14 protein-coding genes are annotated in these 16,611 nt (G+C 55.7%); 12 read left to right on the top strand and 2 right to left on the bottom strand.

The window, feature by feature from the left end; translation table 11 throughout:
• The 6 genes from VFU50_02245 to VFU50_02220 all read left to right on the top strand — a co-directional run.
• Positions 1 to 678, top strand: a 678-nt coding sequence (locus VFU50_02245; protein HEU5231651.1) for a tellurite resistance/C4-dicarboxylate transporter family protein, incomplete at its 5' end; no start/stop codon positions are given.
• Positions 679 to 755: 77 nt separating this feature from the next.
• A complete protein-coding gene (locus VFU50_02240; protein HEU5231650.1) occupies positions 756 to 1,877 on the top strand; it encodes a hypothetical protein in 1,122 nt (373 codons plus the stop codon).
• Positions 1,859 to 4,081 carry a molybdopterin oxidoreductase family protein gene (locus VFU50_02235; protein ID HEU5231649.1) on the top strand — a complete coding sequence of 741 codons (2,223 nt, stop codon included), beginning with the start codon at positions 1,859 to 1,861 and terminating at the stop codon, positions 4,079 to 4,081. The genes VFU50_02240 and VFU50_02235 overlap by 19 nt, the downstream gene beginning before the upstream one ends.
• Entirely contained in the window at positions 4,078 to 4,689 is a 612-nt protein-coding gene (locus VFU50_02230) for a 4Fe-4S dicluster domain-containing protein (protein HEU5231648.1), read from the top strand. Before VFU50_02235 ends, VFU50_02230 begins: the two co-directional genes overlap by 4 nt.
• 2 nt (positions 4,690 to 4,691) lie before the next feature.
• Positions 4,692 to 5,216, top strand: a complete 525-nt coding sequence (locus VFU50_02225; protein HEU5231647.1) for a Rieske 2Fe-2S domain-containing protein — start codon at positions 4,692 to 4,694, stop codon at positions 5,214 to 5,216.
• On the top strand, positions 5,217 to 5,444 hold the full coding sequence (locus VFU50_02220) for a DUF6755 family protein (GenBank protein ID HEU5231646.1): 228 nt from the start codon (positions 5,217 to 5,219) through the stop codon (positions 5,442 to 5,444). It abuts the gene before it with no gap.
• Here VFU50_02220 and VFU50_02215 read toward each other — a convergent pair.
• The gene (locus tag VFU50_02215) at positions 5,441 to 5,818 is read right to left on the bottom strand and encodes a hypothetical protein (GenBank protein HEU5231645.1); all 378 of its coding nucleotides are present in this window, start codon (positions 5,816 to 5,818) and stop codon (positions 5,441 to 5,443) included. The genes VFU50_02220 and VFU50_02215 overlap by 4 nt on opposite strands.
• A gap of 153 nt (positions 5,819 to 5,971) precedes the next feature.
• On the opposite strand from VFU50_02215, the gene VFU50_02210 reads away from it, so the two are divergent.
• The 6 genes from VFU50_02210 to terL all read left to right on the top strand — a co-directional run bounded on the left by VFU50_02210 (position 5,972) and on the right by terL (position 12,823).
• On the top strand, positions 5,972 to 6,685 hold the full coding sequence (locus tag VFU50_02210; protein HEU5231644.1) for a Crp/Fnr family transcriptional regulator: 714 nt from the start codon (positions 5,972 to 5,974) through the stop codon (positions 6,683 to 6,685).
• A gap of 87 nt (positions 6,686 to 6,772) precedes the next feature.
• Positions 6,773 to 7,507, top strand: a complete 735-nt coding sequence (ric, locus tag VFU50_02205) for an iron-sulfur cluster repair di-iron protein (protein HEU5231643.1) — start codon at positions 6,773 to 6,775, stop codon at positions 7,505 to 7,507.
• Positions 7,504 to 8,811, top strand: coding sequence for an NnrS family protein (locus tag VFU50_02200; GenBank protein HEU5231642.1), 1,308 nt, complete (start codon positions 7,504 to 7,506; stop codon positions 8,809 to 8,811). Before ric ends, VFU50_02200 begins: the two co-directional genes overlap by 4 nt.
• Before the next feature lie 170 nt (positions 8,812 to 8,981).
• Complete coding sequence (locus tag VFU50_02195) at positions 8,982 to 9,965, top strand: aldo/keto reductase (GenBank protein HEU5231641.1); 984 nt, start codon at positions 8,982 to 8,984, stop codon at positions 9,963 to 9,965.
• Between the two features lie 582 nt (positions 9,966 to 10,547).
• A complete protein-coding gene (locus VFU50_02190) occupies positions 10,548 to 10,931 on the top strand; it encodes a DUF5681 domain-containing protein (protein ID HEU5231640.1) in 384 nt (127 codons plus the stop codon).
• Positions 10,932 to 11,197: 266 nt separating this feature from the next.
• Positions 11,198 to 12,823 (top strand): phage terminase large subunit, encoded by a 1,626-nt coding sequence (gene terL / locus VFU50_02185; protein ID HEU5231639.1) that lies wholly within the window; start codon positions 11,198 to 11,200, stop codon positions 12,821 to 12,823.
• Positions 12,824 to 13,200: 377 nt separating this feature from the next.
• Here terL and VFU50_02180 read toward each other — a convergent pair whose 3' ends face one another.
• Positions 13,201 to 16,497 (bottom strand): type ISP restriction/modification enzyme, encoded by a 3,297-nt coding sequence (locus tag VFU50_02180; protein ID HEU5231638.1) that lies wholly within the window; start codon positions 16,495 to 16,497, stop codon positions 13,201 to 13,203.
• Between the last annotated feature and the right edge of the window lie 114 nt (positions 16,498 to 16,611).

Raw genomic sequence — 16,611 nt, 5'->3', positions numbered from 1 at the left:
TTTACTGCTTTCACGGTGAAGGAGAATAAGCCGACGCTGGCCGAGGGGATTCATGGTGGATGGCTGCTCTCAGTAGTCGCGACGCAAGCTGTAGCTGTCCTGACGGCGTTGCTTGCGCGCCAGTGGCTGAATTATCAGCAGCTCATGATCTTTGTCTCGCTTGTCCTGTGGCTGTGCGGAGGAATGCTGTACATCTGGATCATCTCGCTGATTTTTTATCGCTACACTTTCTTCAAGTTTGTGCCGTCGGACTTGATGCCCCCGTATTGGATCAATATGGGCGCAATGGCCATCTCGACGCTCGCAGGAGCAACTCTTATACAAAACGCCGGGCTGGCGCCCTTTATCCAGGACATGCTGCCGTTTATCAAAGGCTTCACGATGTTCTTCTGGGCCACGGCGACCTGGTGGATTCCAATGCTGCTCATTCTTGGATTCTGGCGCCACGTGTACAAGAGGTTTGCTCTCAAATATGACCCGTTGTATTGGGGAGCGGTCTTCCCGCTCGGCATGTACAGCGTGAGCACCTATCAGCTTTTTCACGCGCTGCAGATTTCATTCTTGGACTGGCTTCCGAGACTGTTTGCGTATGTATCGCTCGCGGCATGGATCGTGACATTTGTCGGTTTTGTGGCGCAGATTGCGACCTTGTTCAGACCTCAAGCTGAAACAGCTTGAGAGAGACTTGCATCAATTGTGGTTCGAGGTTTAGTTGTAGAGAGATTCGTCGTTGACGGCATATTTCAGGTATCTGCATGAACTCACAAGCGGAGCAGATGCAATATGTAAGCCGGCGAGGTGAACGTGATGTTCACCATGCCATGTTCTGGGGAATCGTAGTCGCCGCGGTTTTGATCCTGCTGATCTACCTCGGCAGCAACCGCTTTCGTCATTTCGACGCTGCTCTTATTCCGTATGCGGGCGCCAGCGTCTTTGCGGCCTTTGGAATTGGATATCGCTATGGCATGTGGCTGCGGCGTCCACCCACGCGCAAGTATTGGTTTCGCGGATGGCAGATCTTCTTTCGTCCATCGGTACTGATCAAGAACATCGGCCGGCTGATCCAGCTTTTCCTTGCGGACTTCTTCGCGCAGCGCTTCATTGAAAAACGCTCGCATCTACGCTGGGCGGCGCATTGGCTGATTGCCTGGGGATGCATTCTCGCTGCAGCCGTCACGTTTCCTCTGTCATTCGGATGGGTTCACTTCGAGAGCGCGCCCACCGACCAGAACGTCTATCGCGCCTTTTTCTTCGGAGTGCAGGTTGGTCAGTTCCATCTTGGGACTATCATTGCTGCGATCAGCTTCAACATCCTCGACATCTCGGCGGTAATGGTCCTCGCGGGAGTTTCGCTGGCGCTGTTCCGCCGCGCGCGCGATCGGGGCGCCATTGCGGTGCAGCAGTTTGCGCAGGACATGATGCCACTGTTGCTACTGTTCGCAATTTCCATTACAGGGCTGTTTCTCACGGCATCCACGCACCTGCTGCATGGATTGAACTACGGCTTTCTCTCCATGCTGCATGCCGTCACGGTGATTTTCACCCTTCTTTATTTGCCGTTTGGCAAGTTCTTTCACATTTTTCAGCGTCCCGCCCAGATCGGCGTGCAGTTCTATAAAGACCTCGGCACGGCCGGCCCACAGGCGAGGTGCCTCCGCTGCGGACAGGAGTTTGCTTCGCAGATGCACGTCGATGATCTGAAGGAAGTGGAACGGGGGCTGCAGATTCGTTACGAGTTGCCGAAGGGTGCCCATTACCAGGACGTCTGCCCACCATGTCGTCGCAAGTCGCTCGCCATGGCCCAGGATGGGAAGTGGCGGGCGCAAGGCTCGCGCGTTGCAGAAGATGCCGTATCAATATGGCCAAATTACCAGTAGACGTCGTCACTCTCGTTCATGAGTTCGGACCATCGCTTAACCGCGTCCCGGTCACCGGCTGGAGTTCCGATGTGGAACCCGATCGCATTGTAAAAACCCATTGCTGCTTCTGCGGGCAGCAATGCGGCATTCAGCTCAAAGTCAAAGACAATCGCGTGATCGGCTTTGAGCCCTGGGAGGATTTTCCTTTCAATCAAGGCCGCTTGTGTCCCAAGGGTGTGAAGCGCTACATGCAGCATGAGCATCCGGACCGCCTTAAGGCTCCGCTCATGCGGAAGGAGGGCACGGGTTTTGTGCCGGTTTCGTGGAACGAAGCTCTGGACAAAGTTGCGAGCGAGATTCGCCGCATTCAGGGAGCTTACGGCAACGATTCCTTCGCGCTGATCGGCGGCGCGTCGTTGACCAACGAGAAAGCGTATCTCATGGGCAAGTTCGCTCGTGTCGCCGTGCGCACTGCGAACATCGACTACAACGGACGGCTCTGCATGGTGTCGGCCGGCGTGGCGTCGAAAAAAGTCTTTGGCCTCGATCGATCGGCGAATCCGTGGAGCGACATTCCCAAGGCGAAAGCCATTCTCGCTGCCGGATCGAATGTCGCGGAATGCTCGCCGATCACAACGAATTACTTCTGGCAGGCACGCGAGAACGGAGCCAAGGTCATCATTCTCGATCCACGAATGACTCCGATTGCGCGCAACGCCGATCTCTACATTCCCGTAAGGTCAGGCGGTGATATCGGCGTCTTCAACGGCATGCTGCACGTGATGATCGAGCGCGGATGGATCGACCGTGAATTCCTCGCGCAGCACACCACAGGCTGGGAGCAAGTTGAGGAGAGCCTGCGCAAATACACGCCGGAATATGCTGCAAAGATCGCGGGAGTTCCGGCGAGCATGATCATTCGAGCTGCCGAGATCTGGGGACCCGCCGAGACCAGCTTCCTTCTTCATGCACGTGGCCTCGAACATCACTCCAAAGGCGTGCAGAACTGCATGGCGGCCATGAATCTGGTGCTCGCCACCGGGCGCATCGGCCGCGAAGGCTGCGGCTACGCGATGATCACCGGCCAAGGCAATGGCCAAGGCGGACGCGAGCACGGCCAGAAATGCGATCAGCTACCCGGCGGGCGCGACATCGAGAATCCCGAGCATCGCAAATACATCGCCGAAGTGTGGGGAGTTCCTGAACAGAGTATTCCGCACAAGGGCATCACATTCATTCCCATTCTGGAAGCGATCCACGCAGGCAAAATCAAAGGAATGCTATCGATTTGCTGCAATCCCATGGTTTCGCTGCCGAATAATTCCTGGGTGCGCGAGGCGCTGGAAAAACTCGAGTTCTTCTGCACGATCGATTTCTTTCTTTCCGAAGCGGGAAGGTATGCCGATGTCGTACTAGCCGGCTCTCTCATGGAAGAAGATGAAGGCACTACGACCAATGTCGAAGGGCGCGTGATTCATCATCGCAAAGCCGTAGATCCTCCTGCCGATGCGCGTGTCGACTGGAAGATCATCTGCGATCTGGCTGCGCGGCTCGGAGCGGGAGACAAGTTCTCCTATAACTCGCCTGCCGAGATGTTTGAGGAGCTACGCATGGCCTCCCGAGGCGGTCCCAATGATTACTACGGCATTACTTGGGACCGCATCGATCGCGAAATGGGAGTCTTCTGGCCATGCCCTTCGCTCGATCATCCGGGTACACCTCGGCTGTATGAAGGCGGAAAGTTTTCTCATCCGGACGGCAAGGCGCACATGCAAGTCGTCGAGTGGCGACCGGCGGCCGAAGAACCGGATGCCGAGTATCCAATCATTCTTACGACTGGTCGAGTGGTCTCTCAGTATCTCTCAGGCTCGCAGACTCGGCGCATCGGCGCGCTCGTCGATCAGTATCCGCAGCCGGTGTGTGAGATTCATCCTCTGCTCGCTAGCAAGCTCGGCATTACCGAGGGCGATTTCGTAACTGTTGAGAGTCGCCGTGGTTCGGTCACAGTGCGCGCAAACGTGGTGAAGACCATTCGACCGGACACCGTGTTCGTTCCTTACCACTGGCCGCTGGAACGTGCAGCCAACAACATGACAGTCCGCAACATCGATCCTATGTCCAACATTCCCGAGTACAAGATTTGCGCTGTACGAGTGAAGAAAGCGGCTGTGCCCCACGATCCCATTTCGAAACTGGAGATGCAGGCTGGAGGCGTGCGATGAACGAGATGGAGTTCTTCATCGATTATTCGCGCTGCATCGGCTGCAAGGCTTGCGTGCAGGCGTGCGAAGAGTGCGATACCCACCGCGGCGTCTCCATGATCCACCTGGAGACGATCATGCGTCCGGACAGCGTCCAGACTGCGCCGCAGGTCTGCATGCATTGCGAAGATCCGATCTGCGCGCAGGTATGTCCGGCTGACGCCATCAAGAAGACGCCAGACGGCGTGGTGCAAAGCTCGCTCAAGCCGCGCTGCATCGGCTGCTCGAACTGCGTGTTGGCGTGTCCGTTTGGAGTGCCCAAGTATCGCGCCGAGATCAACCAGATGATGAAGTGCGATATGTGCTACGACCGGACGAGTGTGGGCAAGCGTCCAATGTGCGCCACGGTGTGTCCGTCCGGCGCCCTAACCTACACGACACGCGAGAACATCGAGCGCACGCGCCAGGGGCTCGCCATCAATGAATGGCAGTTTGGCGGCGAGGTCGTGCGTACCAAAGTCAACGTGCTGGTCCCGCGAAGTGTCGAACGTATTGACGTTGGTCTGGAGCAAATTGGGATCAGGCACACCAACGAATACGACGTGGCGGCGCTGCTGTCCGGAGACTGAGAATGCAGAACGACGATAAATGCAAAGACTGTCCGGGTTGCGATAAGAAGGAGACACGATGGCGCGAGGACTTTCCCGTCCAGTGGGATAAAGACGAATATGTCACGCGCCGCGAAATGGTGAAGTTTCTTAGCCTGGGCTCGCTGCTGATTGCCGGCGCAAACTTCATTGCCGCTTCCGTTCCGCATCTCCAGCACGGCGGAAGGTTTCCCAAACTGAAGATTGCCTCCGCGGACCAGATTCCTGCCGGAGGATCGCAGCTCTTCCGTTACCCCACTGACGAAGATCCCTGCATTCTTATTCGCGATCGCGCCGGAGAACTGGTCGCATACTCGCAGGTATGCACACATCTTTCCTGCGCGGTCATACACCGTGCTGAGGAGAACACGCTCTTCTGTCCCTGCCATCACGGCTATTTCACTGTAGAGGAAGGCCGTCCCACTGCCGGCCCGCCAACGCGCCCTCTGCCACGCATTAAGCTGGAGCAAAACGGGAATGACATTTTCGCTGTCGGAGTCGAGGTGTAAATGAACCGGCAGGAACAAGGCACGACGCTCTTTACTGCGCTCCTTACGTTGGTTGGAGTAGGAGTGATCGTGCAACTCTGGCTTTTGTCCGCGAGCGTTGATGCTGTGTTTCGTCACGATTCGGGAACGCCCCTGCATGCGGCCATTGCTTCCGGCGTGCTCTTCTTGATTAACGCAGCTCTACTGCTATATCTGTTCGGCTTCGATAAGCGCCTGCGACGACCCTAAGCCTTGCCAACCGACGACTGCTGAGGCAAGACAAGCGTCAGCAGGAATACAGAATCTTCAATTGCCTGAACGTCGTGCTCGACCTTGCGATCAAGCGCGAGTACGTCGTGTTCCCGCAAGTCGCGCGCTTCTGAAGCAAGCTGAAGACGAATCGATCCGCGGAGACAGTGCACCGCGATGCGTCCTTCCGAGTGATGCTGAGGCATACGTGAGCCACCCTGCATCGCGAGCAGCACCAGTCTTAAGTCTGAAGTCTTCAGCAGAACCTTCGAGACGTAGCCTTTTGCCCAAGGTTTCGTCTTATTTAATTGTTCGATTTCCGTGCTCAGCTCAAGGAAGCGCGCAAATCCCTTCTCCAAGTCTTCACTGCTCATGTCACCTCCGACGACTAAAAAGAGTCCGTACAGCCGCAATGCTGAAAAACCTATTTCATTGTCGGTCCAAGTTCAAAATCCTGGATGTGATTATTGTCACCAAGCGCAAGCCCGCAGAGGATGCGTACAATAAGTGTTTTCTCGCGGAGTTACATGGCTCTCCACAGCACTCCAGTTACTCCCGTCACCGACTCGCTGCTGAAGACGCAACTTTTCTCTGGACTCACGCCCGCAGAACGCGAATCACTCAGCAAACGAGCGGTTCGCAAGAGATATAAAGACGGTGAGCGGCTATTCACAGAAGGCGATAAATGCGACGGGTTGTTCGTCGTCTCGAAAGGAGCGGTGCGCATCTTCAAATCGGCGCCGAATGGGCGGGAACAGGTGTTGGCCGTGGAGGGTCCGGGCAGCTCGATTGCCGAGCTCCCCGTCTTCGACGGAGGGGATTATCCGGCTTCGGCAAATGCGGTAGGAGAAACGGAAGCCGTCTTCATCTCTCGTCAGGCTTTTCAGGCATTCTGCCTTGAACATCCGCAGGTTGCGCTCAAAGTACTCGCCGTCGTCGGATCGCGATTGCGGCGGCTGGTTGCAATCGTCGAAGAACTCTCGTTCACGACCGTACGCCAGCGGGTAATCGCTCTGCTAGTCCGGATGGCAGAAGCCGAAGGGAAGCGAACTGCACGTGGCATTCAATTGTCGCTCAAAGCTGGACACCAGGAGATCGCGTTTGAGATCGGAACAGTTCGCGAATTGGTTTCGCGCAATCTGGCGCGCCTTCAGGCTGAAGGCCTGATCGAAGTTGACGGCCGCGAGGTCCTGGTCAAAGACCTGGCTGCGCTTGAGGCGCAGCAGAAAGTAGCTTCCTAACCTCCCGCTTTCATCGCCGGCCTCCTGTGACACAAGTCACTGAACCGTGTCCTCCCCTTTAGTAGATTGGAAGAAACAGGAGCGGCTATGACATTCAAACCCGCAAACACGGTCCGCGAGATCGCTCATCAACTCCCTTCTTCGATTCGCATCTTCGACGACCTTGGCATCGACTACTGCTGCGGCGGGAACAAGTCCATCGCGCAAGCATGCCAAGCGGCAGGCGTCTCGCTTGAAATGCTGCTTGGCCGTTTAGGGGAATTGAACGAAACGATTCCAGATCCTGATTTTGGGCATTGGCATCAAGCACCTCTTTCCGAACTGACGCGGCATATCGTGGAAAGCCATCACGCTTACGTCCGCAAGGAGATTCCACGGTTGAACGCGCTGCTCGAGAAAGTGAATTCCCGTCATGGGAGTGTTCATCCGGAGCTCACACCCATGAAGCTGGTCTTCGCCTTCGTTGGCGAGGACATGCTCAATCATATGCAGAAAGAAGAGCAGGTGCTTTTTCCTTACATCAACGCTCTAGAGCGGACAAGCAGCGAAGGCGAGGTGCCCCCACCCACTCCGTTTGGCAGCGTAACGCGTCCCGTAGAGTGCATGATGCGCGACCACGAAAAGGCCGGCAAGGAGATGCAGCAGATACGGGATCTGAGCAGCGGATACACGGTGCCAGACGGAGCCTGCATGAGCTATCGCGCGCTCTACGATGGGCTGCGTGATTTCGAGCAGGACCTGCATCGCCACGTGTACCTCGAGAACAACATTCTGTTCCCGAGAGCGATCGAGACTGAATCGAAAGCCTGCGCTCCAGCATGAGTCCAGCGACGCTCCTACAGATCGAAGCAACCCTGCGCGACACAAAAATACAAAGCGCGATCGATCGTGAGCGCGGTGCGCAAAGGCTGGTCACGGCATTCATCCTGACCGGCTTGGCGTTCATGCTGCTGCCGGGAACCTTTCTCGGAGTGTGGAACCTAATCTCGATCAGCGAGTCACGTTCGGTGACGACGCTTTCGCCGGCATGGATTCAGGCGCACGGGCATGCGCAGATCTTCGGCTGGATCGGTACATTCATTCTGGGCATCGGCCTGTATTCTCTGCGGAAGATGCAGCATAGCGCGCCTTTTCCCTTGAGTCGGGGCTGGCTGTGCTGGGCCTTATGGACGATCGGCGTGCTCCTGCGTTGGACAACCAACATTTACGCATGGCATTGGCGTACGCTGCTTCCCATTTCGGCAATGCTGGAATTATCGGCGTTCGCGCTGTTTCAGCATTGCCTCAGGCGAGAGCGCAAACCAAACCGTGAATCCGAAGCATGGATGACGCTGGTGGTCAGCTCGATTTTTGGCTTCCTGGCGTCGCTGACCGCAAACCTCGCTTTATGCATACTTATCGCTATACGCAACTCCGGCCCGGCATTTCCGCACGGACTTGACCAACGCATGCTCGTACTCTCCACGTGGGGCTTTCTCGTGCTCGCGATCTGGGGATTCAACGCCAAGTGGCTGCCCGTATTCCTTGGTTTGGCAACACCATCAGAACGAGGTCTGATCGCTGCTCTGCTGATCAATCTGGCAGGAGTATCTACTGCGCTGCTTGGCTTGTTTAAAGTCTCAGCGTTCCTGCTCCTCAATGGTGCTCTGGCGGTCATGCTGGCGCTGCACATCTTCGAGCCTGCAAAACACGGGCCAAAGATGCTGAACGTGCACTCCTCATTTCCCATTTTTGTACGCGCTGCATATGTGTGGCTGGGGATCGCCGCCCTGCTTACCGTTTGGGCGACCGGAGCAGATCGCGCGGATGGCATTTGGGGAGCTTCGCGCCACGCATTGACTGTCGGATTCATAGCAGTTATGGTTTTCGCGATTGGCCAACGAGTGCTGCCGGCATTCTGCGGCATGAAGATTCTGTTCAGTCCGACGATTATGCTGTGGTCGCTTGTGCTTCTCAATATTGGTTGTGTCCTGCGAGTCTTCGCGGAAATTCCTGCATACGAGGGCTATTGGCGGCCAGCGTGGCATGTTCTGCCAGTCTCAGCCATTGTTGAGCTTTTGGCGGTTACGCTATTCGCCGTGAATATTTCTGTCTCGATCCTGAAGCCGATGAAACGCGCCGTTTAGCGCGCCAGCGAACCAGGCCTTCTGTCTCGCTCCGGGCCAAAGTCATCAGGAGAACGCAGTTATTACAGCCGACCTGTGTTGCCAACTTTGTCGTAACCGAAGATCCCGAAAGACGCTGTAGGGCATCCTTGCTTTATCCTTACTGCCCGCGAGATTCCACAGGAAGACAGATGAAATATCGACCACTCGGCCGCACAGGCTGGAATGTATCGGAGATCAGTTTTGGAGCATGGGCGATCGGCGGAGCATGGGGACACGTCTCCGAAGATGACGCGCTCGGAGCTTTGCGCACCGCCATCGACTCCGGCGTGAACTTTATCGACACTGCCGACGTCTATGGCGACGGACGCAGCGAGCGTCTGGTGGCGCGACTAAAGAAAGAACGTAAAGAGGAAATCATCGTAGCTACGAAAGCCGGACGCCGCCTGCCTCGACAAACGACCGAGGGCTACAGCCGGCAAAACCTTACGACGTGGATCAATGACAGTCTGCGCAATCTCGCTACCGACACCATCGATCTGCTGCAGTTGCATTGCCCGCCAACCGACCTCTATTACCATCCCGAGGTTTTCGGCATACTCGACGACTTCGTCCGCGCCGGCAAGTTGCGGTTTTACGGAGTGAGTGTCGAGCGGGTAGAAGAGGCGATGAAGGCCATCGAGTATCCCAACGTGCAGAGCGTGCAGATCATCTTCAACTGCTTTCGCCAGCGCCCGGCTGACGTTTTCTTTCCGCTCGCGAAACAGCGCCAAATTGGGATTCTCGCGCGCGTACCGCTTTCAAGCGGAATGCTGACCGGAAAGCTGCGGCGCGATTCGCAATTCGCCGCTGACGATCACCGCAATTTCAATCGTCACGGAGAAGCCTTCGACGTGGGCGAGACCTTTTCCGGAGTCGACTACGATCTGAGCTTGCAAGCGGTGGAAGAGATTCGCCGTCTGTTGCCGGCAGGAATGACCATGAGCCAATTCGCCCTGCGCTGGATTCTGATGTTCGACGCAGTCACATGCGCGATCCCGGGAGGCAAGCGTCCCGATCAGGTCACAGAGAACTGCCGCGCTTCCGACTTACCGCCGTTGAGCAGCGACGCCATGGCCGCAGTCAAGAGAATCTACGAAGGGAAGATCAGAACGTGCGTGCATCAGCGCTGGTAAGTTTCTTCCGCGATTCTGTGCGGACATTTTCTGAAGAACAGTGATATATACAGCGAACCATTCTTTTCGCGAACAGAAAAACGTGGAATTTTGCCCAAAATCCGCAAATTTGGAGCTGAGGCAGGGATCTAACAGGGATTCGCATCATTGCCTCTGGAACTGACAGATTTCCCAAGCGTTAGCTCACTTTTTGCCGGCTGCGGGCAAAAGATCAGGGATTTTGCAGGGATATTTTTGTCCCGAAATGAAACTCCTGCCCAATCACAAGAAACACGGTCCTCAAAAATAATTGCCAACGTGAACTGCCGTTTTCGCAAAACGCTGTATTTTGCGGCCCTCTAAAGCGGGATTTAGCCCTTCAGAATGCGGGAATTAGGGGAAATCAAACTGCGCGAGGAAGTGCCCGTTTTTTCGAACGACGGATCGTATCCGTCGTTCGCAAAACTCCGCAAGTCATTGATTCCACGGTTGCCCCTTCCCAGTTTAGAACCACGGATCGCGTTTGACTCTGAATTGTTTTTCGTAGTAGCACGGAAGTAGGTAGTGAATGCAAGGCGAAAAACCACAGGAGCACACGTAGCGATGCGAAAAAGAAACGATGTCGGATACTGCAGACCGCCGAAAGACAAACAGTTCCAAAAAGGACAGTCAGGCAATCCCAAAGGACGCCCCAAGGGAACTCCGAATCTGGTGGCCGCGTTGACCAAAACCTTGAGCGAATTGGTAGAGATCGAAGCGGAGGACGGAAGCAAGATTACCGTTACCAAACTGGAAGCATCAGTGAGGCGCCTGGTTGATCAAGCGCTCGGCGGCGACTTGCAGGCGTTCCGTATGTTGGTGATTTTCAATCAGGCGATGCAAGGCCCTGACGGCGCACTCTCCGCTTCCGAGCTGGAGGCCGCAGACCAAAAGGTTCTCAACATGCTCCTTCGCCGCTTCGACAGTACTAAGACGAGAACCAACTGATCGATCACGCAGTGCACTCAGGTTGAACACGGGGGCACGGAGGAGCACGGAGGACAAGCAATAGGGATCTGCAATGGACCGAGCTGCCCTCTGCTCGTCAACATCGCGTCAGTACCGTTCGCGATAACGGATGGGTGAGTACTGACGCGCTCACTACCCATTCGCTACCGCGAACGGTACTGACCTGGCGGGACTCGAAGTCACCCTGATCCTCCGTGTCCTCCGTGTCCTCCGTGTTCAATTCGTCGTTCCATTTCAGGAAACCAATGAATCTCTCTCCCGAAGAACTCGATCCCGTCCTCCGCCGCGACTTCTACTCATTTCTCATCCGCAGCTTCGTCGAGCTGAATCCTCAGACCGACGTTGCGGAGAACTGGCACATTGAGGTCATCGCCGACGCCCTCGAGCGCTGCCGGCGCGGCGAGATCAAGCGGCTGATCATCAATCTGCCGCCGCGCTCGCTCAAGTCGCATTGCGCGTCGATCGCATTCCCGGCCTGGATCATGGGCCACAATCCCAGCGCGCAGATCATCTGCGCCAGCTACGCGCAAGACCTCGCCGACAAGCACGCCATCGACTGTCGCGCGCTCATCAACAGTCCGTTCTATCAGCGCATCTTTCCCGCAACACGACTTTCATCAGAGAAACGCGCCGTAGCCGATTTTCTGACCACGGCGCGCGGATGCCGCAAGGCAACCTCGGTCGGAGGCGTGCTTACCGGACGCGGCGCCGACTTCATCATCGTCGATGACCCGCTGCAACCCGATAAAGCGCTCTCTGACGTGCGCCGCAACGCCGTCAACGACTGGTACGACAACACGCTATGCAGCCGACTCAATCACAAGCTCACCGGCTGCATCATCGTCGTGATGCAGCGCCTGCATGAAGACGATCTCGTCGGCCATCTGCTCGACATCGAGCGCCGCCAGGCTATCGACATAGAACCAAAATGGCACATCGTGCGCTTCCCTGCGATCGCGGAGCAAGATGAAACGTATGTAGTCGATCGTTTCGGCGAGCCCATCACACACACGCGCCGAGCCGGCGAAGTGCTCCATGCCGAGCGCGAGCCCCGCGAAATCCTCGATCAACTACGCGAAACTCAGGGCGAGTACCACTTCACCGGGCAATATCAGCAGTCGCCTGCGCCTATGGGCGGCGGCATGGTCAAGCAGCGCTGGTTCAAGACCTACACCGAGGCCGATCGTCCGCAAACCTTCGACTTCGTCTTCCAGAGTTGGGATACGGCAAGCAAGGCGAGCGAGCTGAGCGACTACAGCGTATGCACAACCTGGGGCGTTATCAGGTGGGCGGCTGCAAGCAAAGTGCCGGTCAGTACCGATCGCGGCAGCGATCGGGTGAGTAATGGCGGCAGCCATCGCACCACGAGAGGCGGCCTAATCTTCTTGCTCCACGTCCTCCGCTGCAAGATGGAATATCCCGAATTGAAACGCGCAGTGGTTGAGCAGGCCAATCTCTGGGGAGCGAAGAATGTGCTCATTGAAGACAAGTCTTCAGGCACGCAACTCGCGCAAGATCTGATTCACGAGGGTATGCACAGCATCGTGAAATATCCCTGCACCATGGACAAGATCACGCGCATGAATACCGTGACGAGCACCATCGAAAACGGCTTCGTGTATCTGCCGGAGAAAGCGCCGTGGCTGGCTCAGTACATCCACGAACTGGTGACGTTCCCATACGGGAAACACGACGACCAGGCCGACTCAACCTCGCAAGCATTGAACTGGCTCAAAACCCGTCTGTGGGAATCAGGAATTCAAACCTATTACAGAGAGGAAGCACAAAAAGCGAAGGAGGAAAAGCAGAAAAAAGAAAATGAGCCGGTACGCCTCACGAGGGAGTGGTACTACAAGAAGTACGGGCTGTGAAATGCCATTTCTCAAACAATGAATTCAGTGCCGGAGGCACGATATGTGAAAGCCCAGGACGAAGTCCTGGGTCAGCAAGAATTGAGACTGAGTCCCGGAGGGACGGCACCATTGAGGCGATGCTTACGGACGATGGATTCCGCTTTTCCGCGGTTTGATGTTTTGAACTTGTTCAAATCCGAAGTGTGCGTAGGTGTCGTCCCTCCGGGACTCATGTTTCAAAACCAATCGCACCCCAGGACTGTGTCCTGGGCTTTCACATATCGTGCCTCCGGCACTGAATCTGCGCTGAAAGTGATATGTCGAGGCAACGCACTCATTGCGCTCTTCGATCCGTGGAATGTTCTTTCCTCCGCTGCATCTCCACTCCGATTTTGTCAGGCGGAGGTGCTTGCGGCTTGCGGCACGCCCAACCCGGGAAACGCTTTCACGATCTTCACCGTCTCCACACTCACATGCACCACCTGCCCGATGAGGCGGAGGATGTATTCGGGGTCGTCTTCGCGGTTGGGGTCGTTGGTGATGCCGCTGCGTTTGTCGGTGGAGACCTGGTATTGATCGACGATCCACTCCAGCGCCGAGCGATTCCCTAATCGGTACTCGTAGGTTTCCGGCGGAATGCCTTTCAGCGTCAGGAAGCTGTTGTAGATGAGCAGGCTCTTGTCTTTGCTGAGGCGCATTTTTTCTACGCGCAGGTTCAGCTTCTCTTTCGGATTCTCGATGCGCTCCAGCCGATACTCCGGCTGCTTCTCATAGTTCACGTGCAGGTCGGCGAGGCGTTTCCCGGCATTAGCGAAGGCCCAAAAAACGTATTCGTCCGCGCGTGATACGTAACGAAGCTCGCCAGCATCCTGCGAAACGCGGACCTGTTCAAGCACGTTTTTTATTTGTTCAGGAGATAATTTCGCGTAAATGCGGGCAGATTCCTCGGTATTCGATGCTGTAGGGCTCGGACTAGAGTGTAGAGATGGAGCGTGCCGAGAACCCTCGCTTGGTCGGCCACTACGATTTGTAGCGGCAGAGGCAAATGGAATGCGCGGCAGCTCGCGCTTTAGATTGGCCGCGTAGCGCTCGCGATACTCCGGCGAATGCAGCACGCCATAGACGTAGTGGAAGATATCCCACTTGCCGATCTTCTGATCTTTGTAGTGTGTGCGAAATTCGTTCAGCGCCCAGTCGGTGATGTTCTCGCGGCGATTGCCGCCGTCTTCGTCGTAGCTGTAGAAGGGGAAGCACTGGAAGCCATCAGTGCTGGCCCCGAAATGCAATTCGGGAATGCAATCTGCGACGCATGCGGTGTAAGGCGAACGGAAACCAAGCGCGCTTGCTATGACGATTCGGTTTTCTGCTTCTGAAGCTTTAGTAGGGAAGATGTTGCGAAGCCGATACTGTTCCTCGTTCCAGAAATCGTCAAAATACACAACTTCTTTTACATAGGGACGATAAAGACATGTTCGGAATTTACTGTTGTCGAATTTTGACTCGGTTTTTCTGGCGAGGGCTGCTTTAACTTGACGTGTCCACTTGATACGTTTGTCAGCGACTTTGACGAAGGCTTCTGGCGCTCGCTTTGGAGTCAGCGTGGCCTGACCCAGCGCTTCTTCGTAGGCTTGGATCATCAATTTCACTTTTCGTTGAAGCCCTGACTCGTCGAAGTCGTAAACGTAAGCGTCGCGATTGGTGACCAATCCGAGGGAGTACAGCCCGAAGATCGTTCTATCCTGAGATGAGGTGCTCTTGCTTACCTTTGTGGCTAGCGGAAGTAGGTCCTGGAATTCAGCACTAAACTCGGATGTCAGCCAATTGCCGTTGCTATCTGGAGTTAAACGTTGCCATTTGACTCCGGAAACCTCCCTCGATCGATTCAACTCCGCGTACTTTTGCTCGCGCCGCCAATTCTCAGCCATTCGGGCGTAAGCGATTTCGGTTACCCCTCCCTCATGGTTGCGATGCCGCACTAACACGGTGATTGCAACGCCAACCTGAATGCCGAACACGTTGTGTGTCGTTCCCGAGAGCTTCGGATTTCTACGAACATTGCCGCCAAGGTCCAAGACGTAGATACGGCTGTAGTCTTTCGCGAGATGCTTTCTCATTCCGTCGAACGCGACCTGATCGATGAAGCCGTTGTTTGAGACGAAGCACACTATTCCTTCGTCGCGAATTCTATCGGTTGCGAATCGAAATGCTTTCACATACGGATCGCTAAGTTTGTTTCGTAACGAGGCTTTGGAATCGCGAACATAGGTCTCCTGTACACGTCGATCCATCTGCTCGTACTTGCGGTTCTTATTCTGATCGTTCTCGTTAACTTGTTGCGTGTTATACGGCGGATTGCCGATAACCACGAAAATCGGGGATTCCTTCTGCCTGCGAACTCTCGCGGTGTTTTCTTCGCTCATAAAGCCGAGCGTCCCTTGGTCCAGCTCCGCCAACTCGAACGTGTCAACTAAACAAATTCCAGGGAAAGAGTGATATTCACCGGTTCTGTCGAAGTACTCATGTTCGATGTTCATGCTGGCGATGTAATACGGCAGCAGCATGACTTCATTGCAGTGCAGTTCGTTCTCGTACTTGTAGGGCAATGCGCTCTTTTTCATCTCGCGCATGATGCGCACGATGAAATTGCCGGTTCCCACAAAGGGATCGAGGATGTGCACGCCTTTGTCCGAAAGCGATTTGCCGAATTCCTTTTTCAGGATGTCTTCCACGCTGCGCACCATGAAATCGACGATGGGCTGCGGCGTATAGACGATGCCGTGCGTGTCCGCCTCTTTGGGCGAGTAGCCCTGGAAGAAACGCTCATAGACGGTGTTGAGGAAGTCCTGCTTCTCGGCGTAGTCGCTCTTCTCTTCGGCGCTGCGCTCGATCGCCTTGTAGAAGCGGTCGAGCTCGGAGAGGAAGGCGTCGCGGCTGAAGTGGCGCGAGGTGAGCGAGGAGATGACCTTCTCGATCTCCTGGGCGATCACGTTGCGCGTGCGGAACTCTTCGGCGTGGAAGACGCGGCGGAAGATGCGCTCGGTGAGCAGGTGCTGGATGAGCATCTCCTCGACGGCCTCGAACGACAGGTTGGGATTGATCGAGCGCCGGCACAGCGCATAGAACTCTTCAAAGCGATCGCGGAAGGCCTTGTTGCTGACGCGTTCGTGGTCGATCAGGTCTTTGGCGCGTTTGGCGATCTCGGGCAGACGCTCGCTGAAGTCGTCAACCGCCTTGTCCCATTCCTCGTGCTCGGGTTCTTTGTAGGAGAAGAACTCTTTGAGCAGTTCGACGAGGTTCTTCGCGTCGCCGATGTTCTCGTTGAGCCCGACGCGCATGCCGCGCTGATAGAGGATCGCGCGCTCCGGCGCCTGGAAGATGATGTTGGTGGTGGGATATCCGCGCTCGATTTTGCTGCGAATTTCCTTTTCCAGGTCGTCGTTTACGTCCTTGGCTTCCCAGAATCCGCGGCGCTGCTTCCAGGTATCGAGCAGAGCGCCATCGACGCGCACCTTCTTATACGGATACTCGGGAACAAGCTTCCATTCGAGACGCCTGCCGTATCCGTCGAGCAGCGCCTGAAACGCGCTGCGAACCGCGCCTTCGTGGTCGAATTCAAGCTGTCCGAATTGATGCAGGCTCTCGTAGTAGTTCTTGATCAACCTGTCGCCAGGACGGATTTGCAGCGGGCCCATAAGGGAGTAAGTACCTCAGTTTAGCCTGAAGTTACGGGCCTAAGCGGCTCAAAATCGTCGGACATCGGATTGGGAAATCACTTAGCTAATCGCGATCCTGGTGGCAGCCCACGC

The sequence above is a fragment of the Terriglobales bacterium genome (assembly GCA_035764005.1).
Classification (GTDB): Bacteria; Acidobacteriota; Terriglobia; order Terriglobales; family Acidobacteriaceae; genus Gp1-AA112.
The sequence above is the reverse complement of the archived record's forward strand: the minus strand, read 5'-3'. Positions and strand labels throughout refer to the sequence as shown.

Coding starts and splice junctions, on each gene's coding strand:
- VFU50_02195 (HEU5231641.1), top strand. CDS start 8,982: ATGAAATATCGACCACTCGGCCGCACAGGCTGGAATGTATCGGAGATC.
- VFU50_02230 (HEU5231648.1), top strand. CDS start 4,078: ATGAACGAGATGGAGTTCTTCATCGATTATTCGCGCTGCATCGGCTGC.
- VFU50_02210 (HEU5231644.1), top strand. CDS start 5,972: ATGGCTCTCCACAGCACTCCAGTTACTCCCGTCACCGACTCGCTGCTG.
- VFU50_02235 (HEU5231649.1), top strand. CDS start 1,859: ATGGCCAAATTACCAGTAGACGTCGTCACTCTCGTTCATGAGTTCGGA.
- VFU50_02225 (HEU5231647.1), top strand. CDS start 4,692: ATGCAGAACGACGATAAATGCAAAGACTGTCCGGGTTGCGATAAGAAG.
- ric (HEU5231643.1), top strand. CDS start 6,773: ATGACATTCAAACCCGCAAACACGGTCCGCGAGATCGCTCATCAACTC.
- VFU50_02215 (HEU5231645.1), bottom strand. CDS start 5,818: ATGAGCAGTGAAGACTTGGAGAAGGGATTTGCGCGCTTCCTTGAGCTG.
- VFU50_02240 (HEU5231650.1), top strand. CDS start 756: ATGAACTCACAAGCGGAGCAGATGCAATATGTAAGCCGGCGAGGTGAA.
- VFU50_02180 (HEU5231638.1), bottom strand. CDS start 16,497: ATGGGCCCGCTGCAAATCCGTCCTGGCGACAGGTTGATCAAGAACTAC.
- VFU50_02220 (HEU5231646.1), top strand. CDS start 5,217: ATGAACCGGCAGGAACAAGGCACGACGCTCTTTACTGCGCTCCTTACG.
- VFU50_02190 (HEU5231640.1), top strand. CDS start 10,548: ATGCGAAAAAGAAACGATGTCGGATACTGCAGACCGCCGAAAGACAAA.
- VFU50_02200 (HEU5231642.1), top strand. CDS start 7,504: ATGAGTCCAGCGACGCTCCTACAGATCGAAGCAACCCTGCGCGACACA.
- terL (HEU5231639.1), top strand. CDS start 11,198: ATGAATCTCTCTCCCGAAGAACTCGATCCCGTCCTCCGCCGCGACTTC.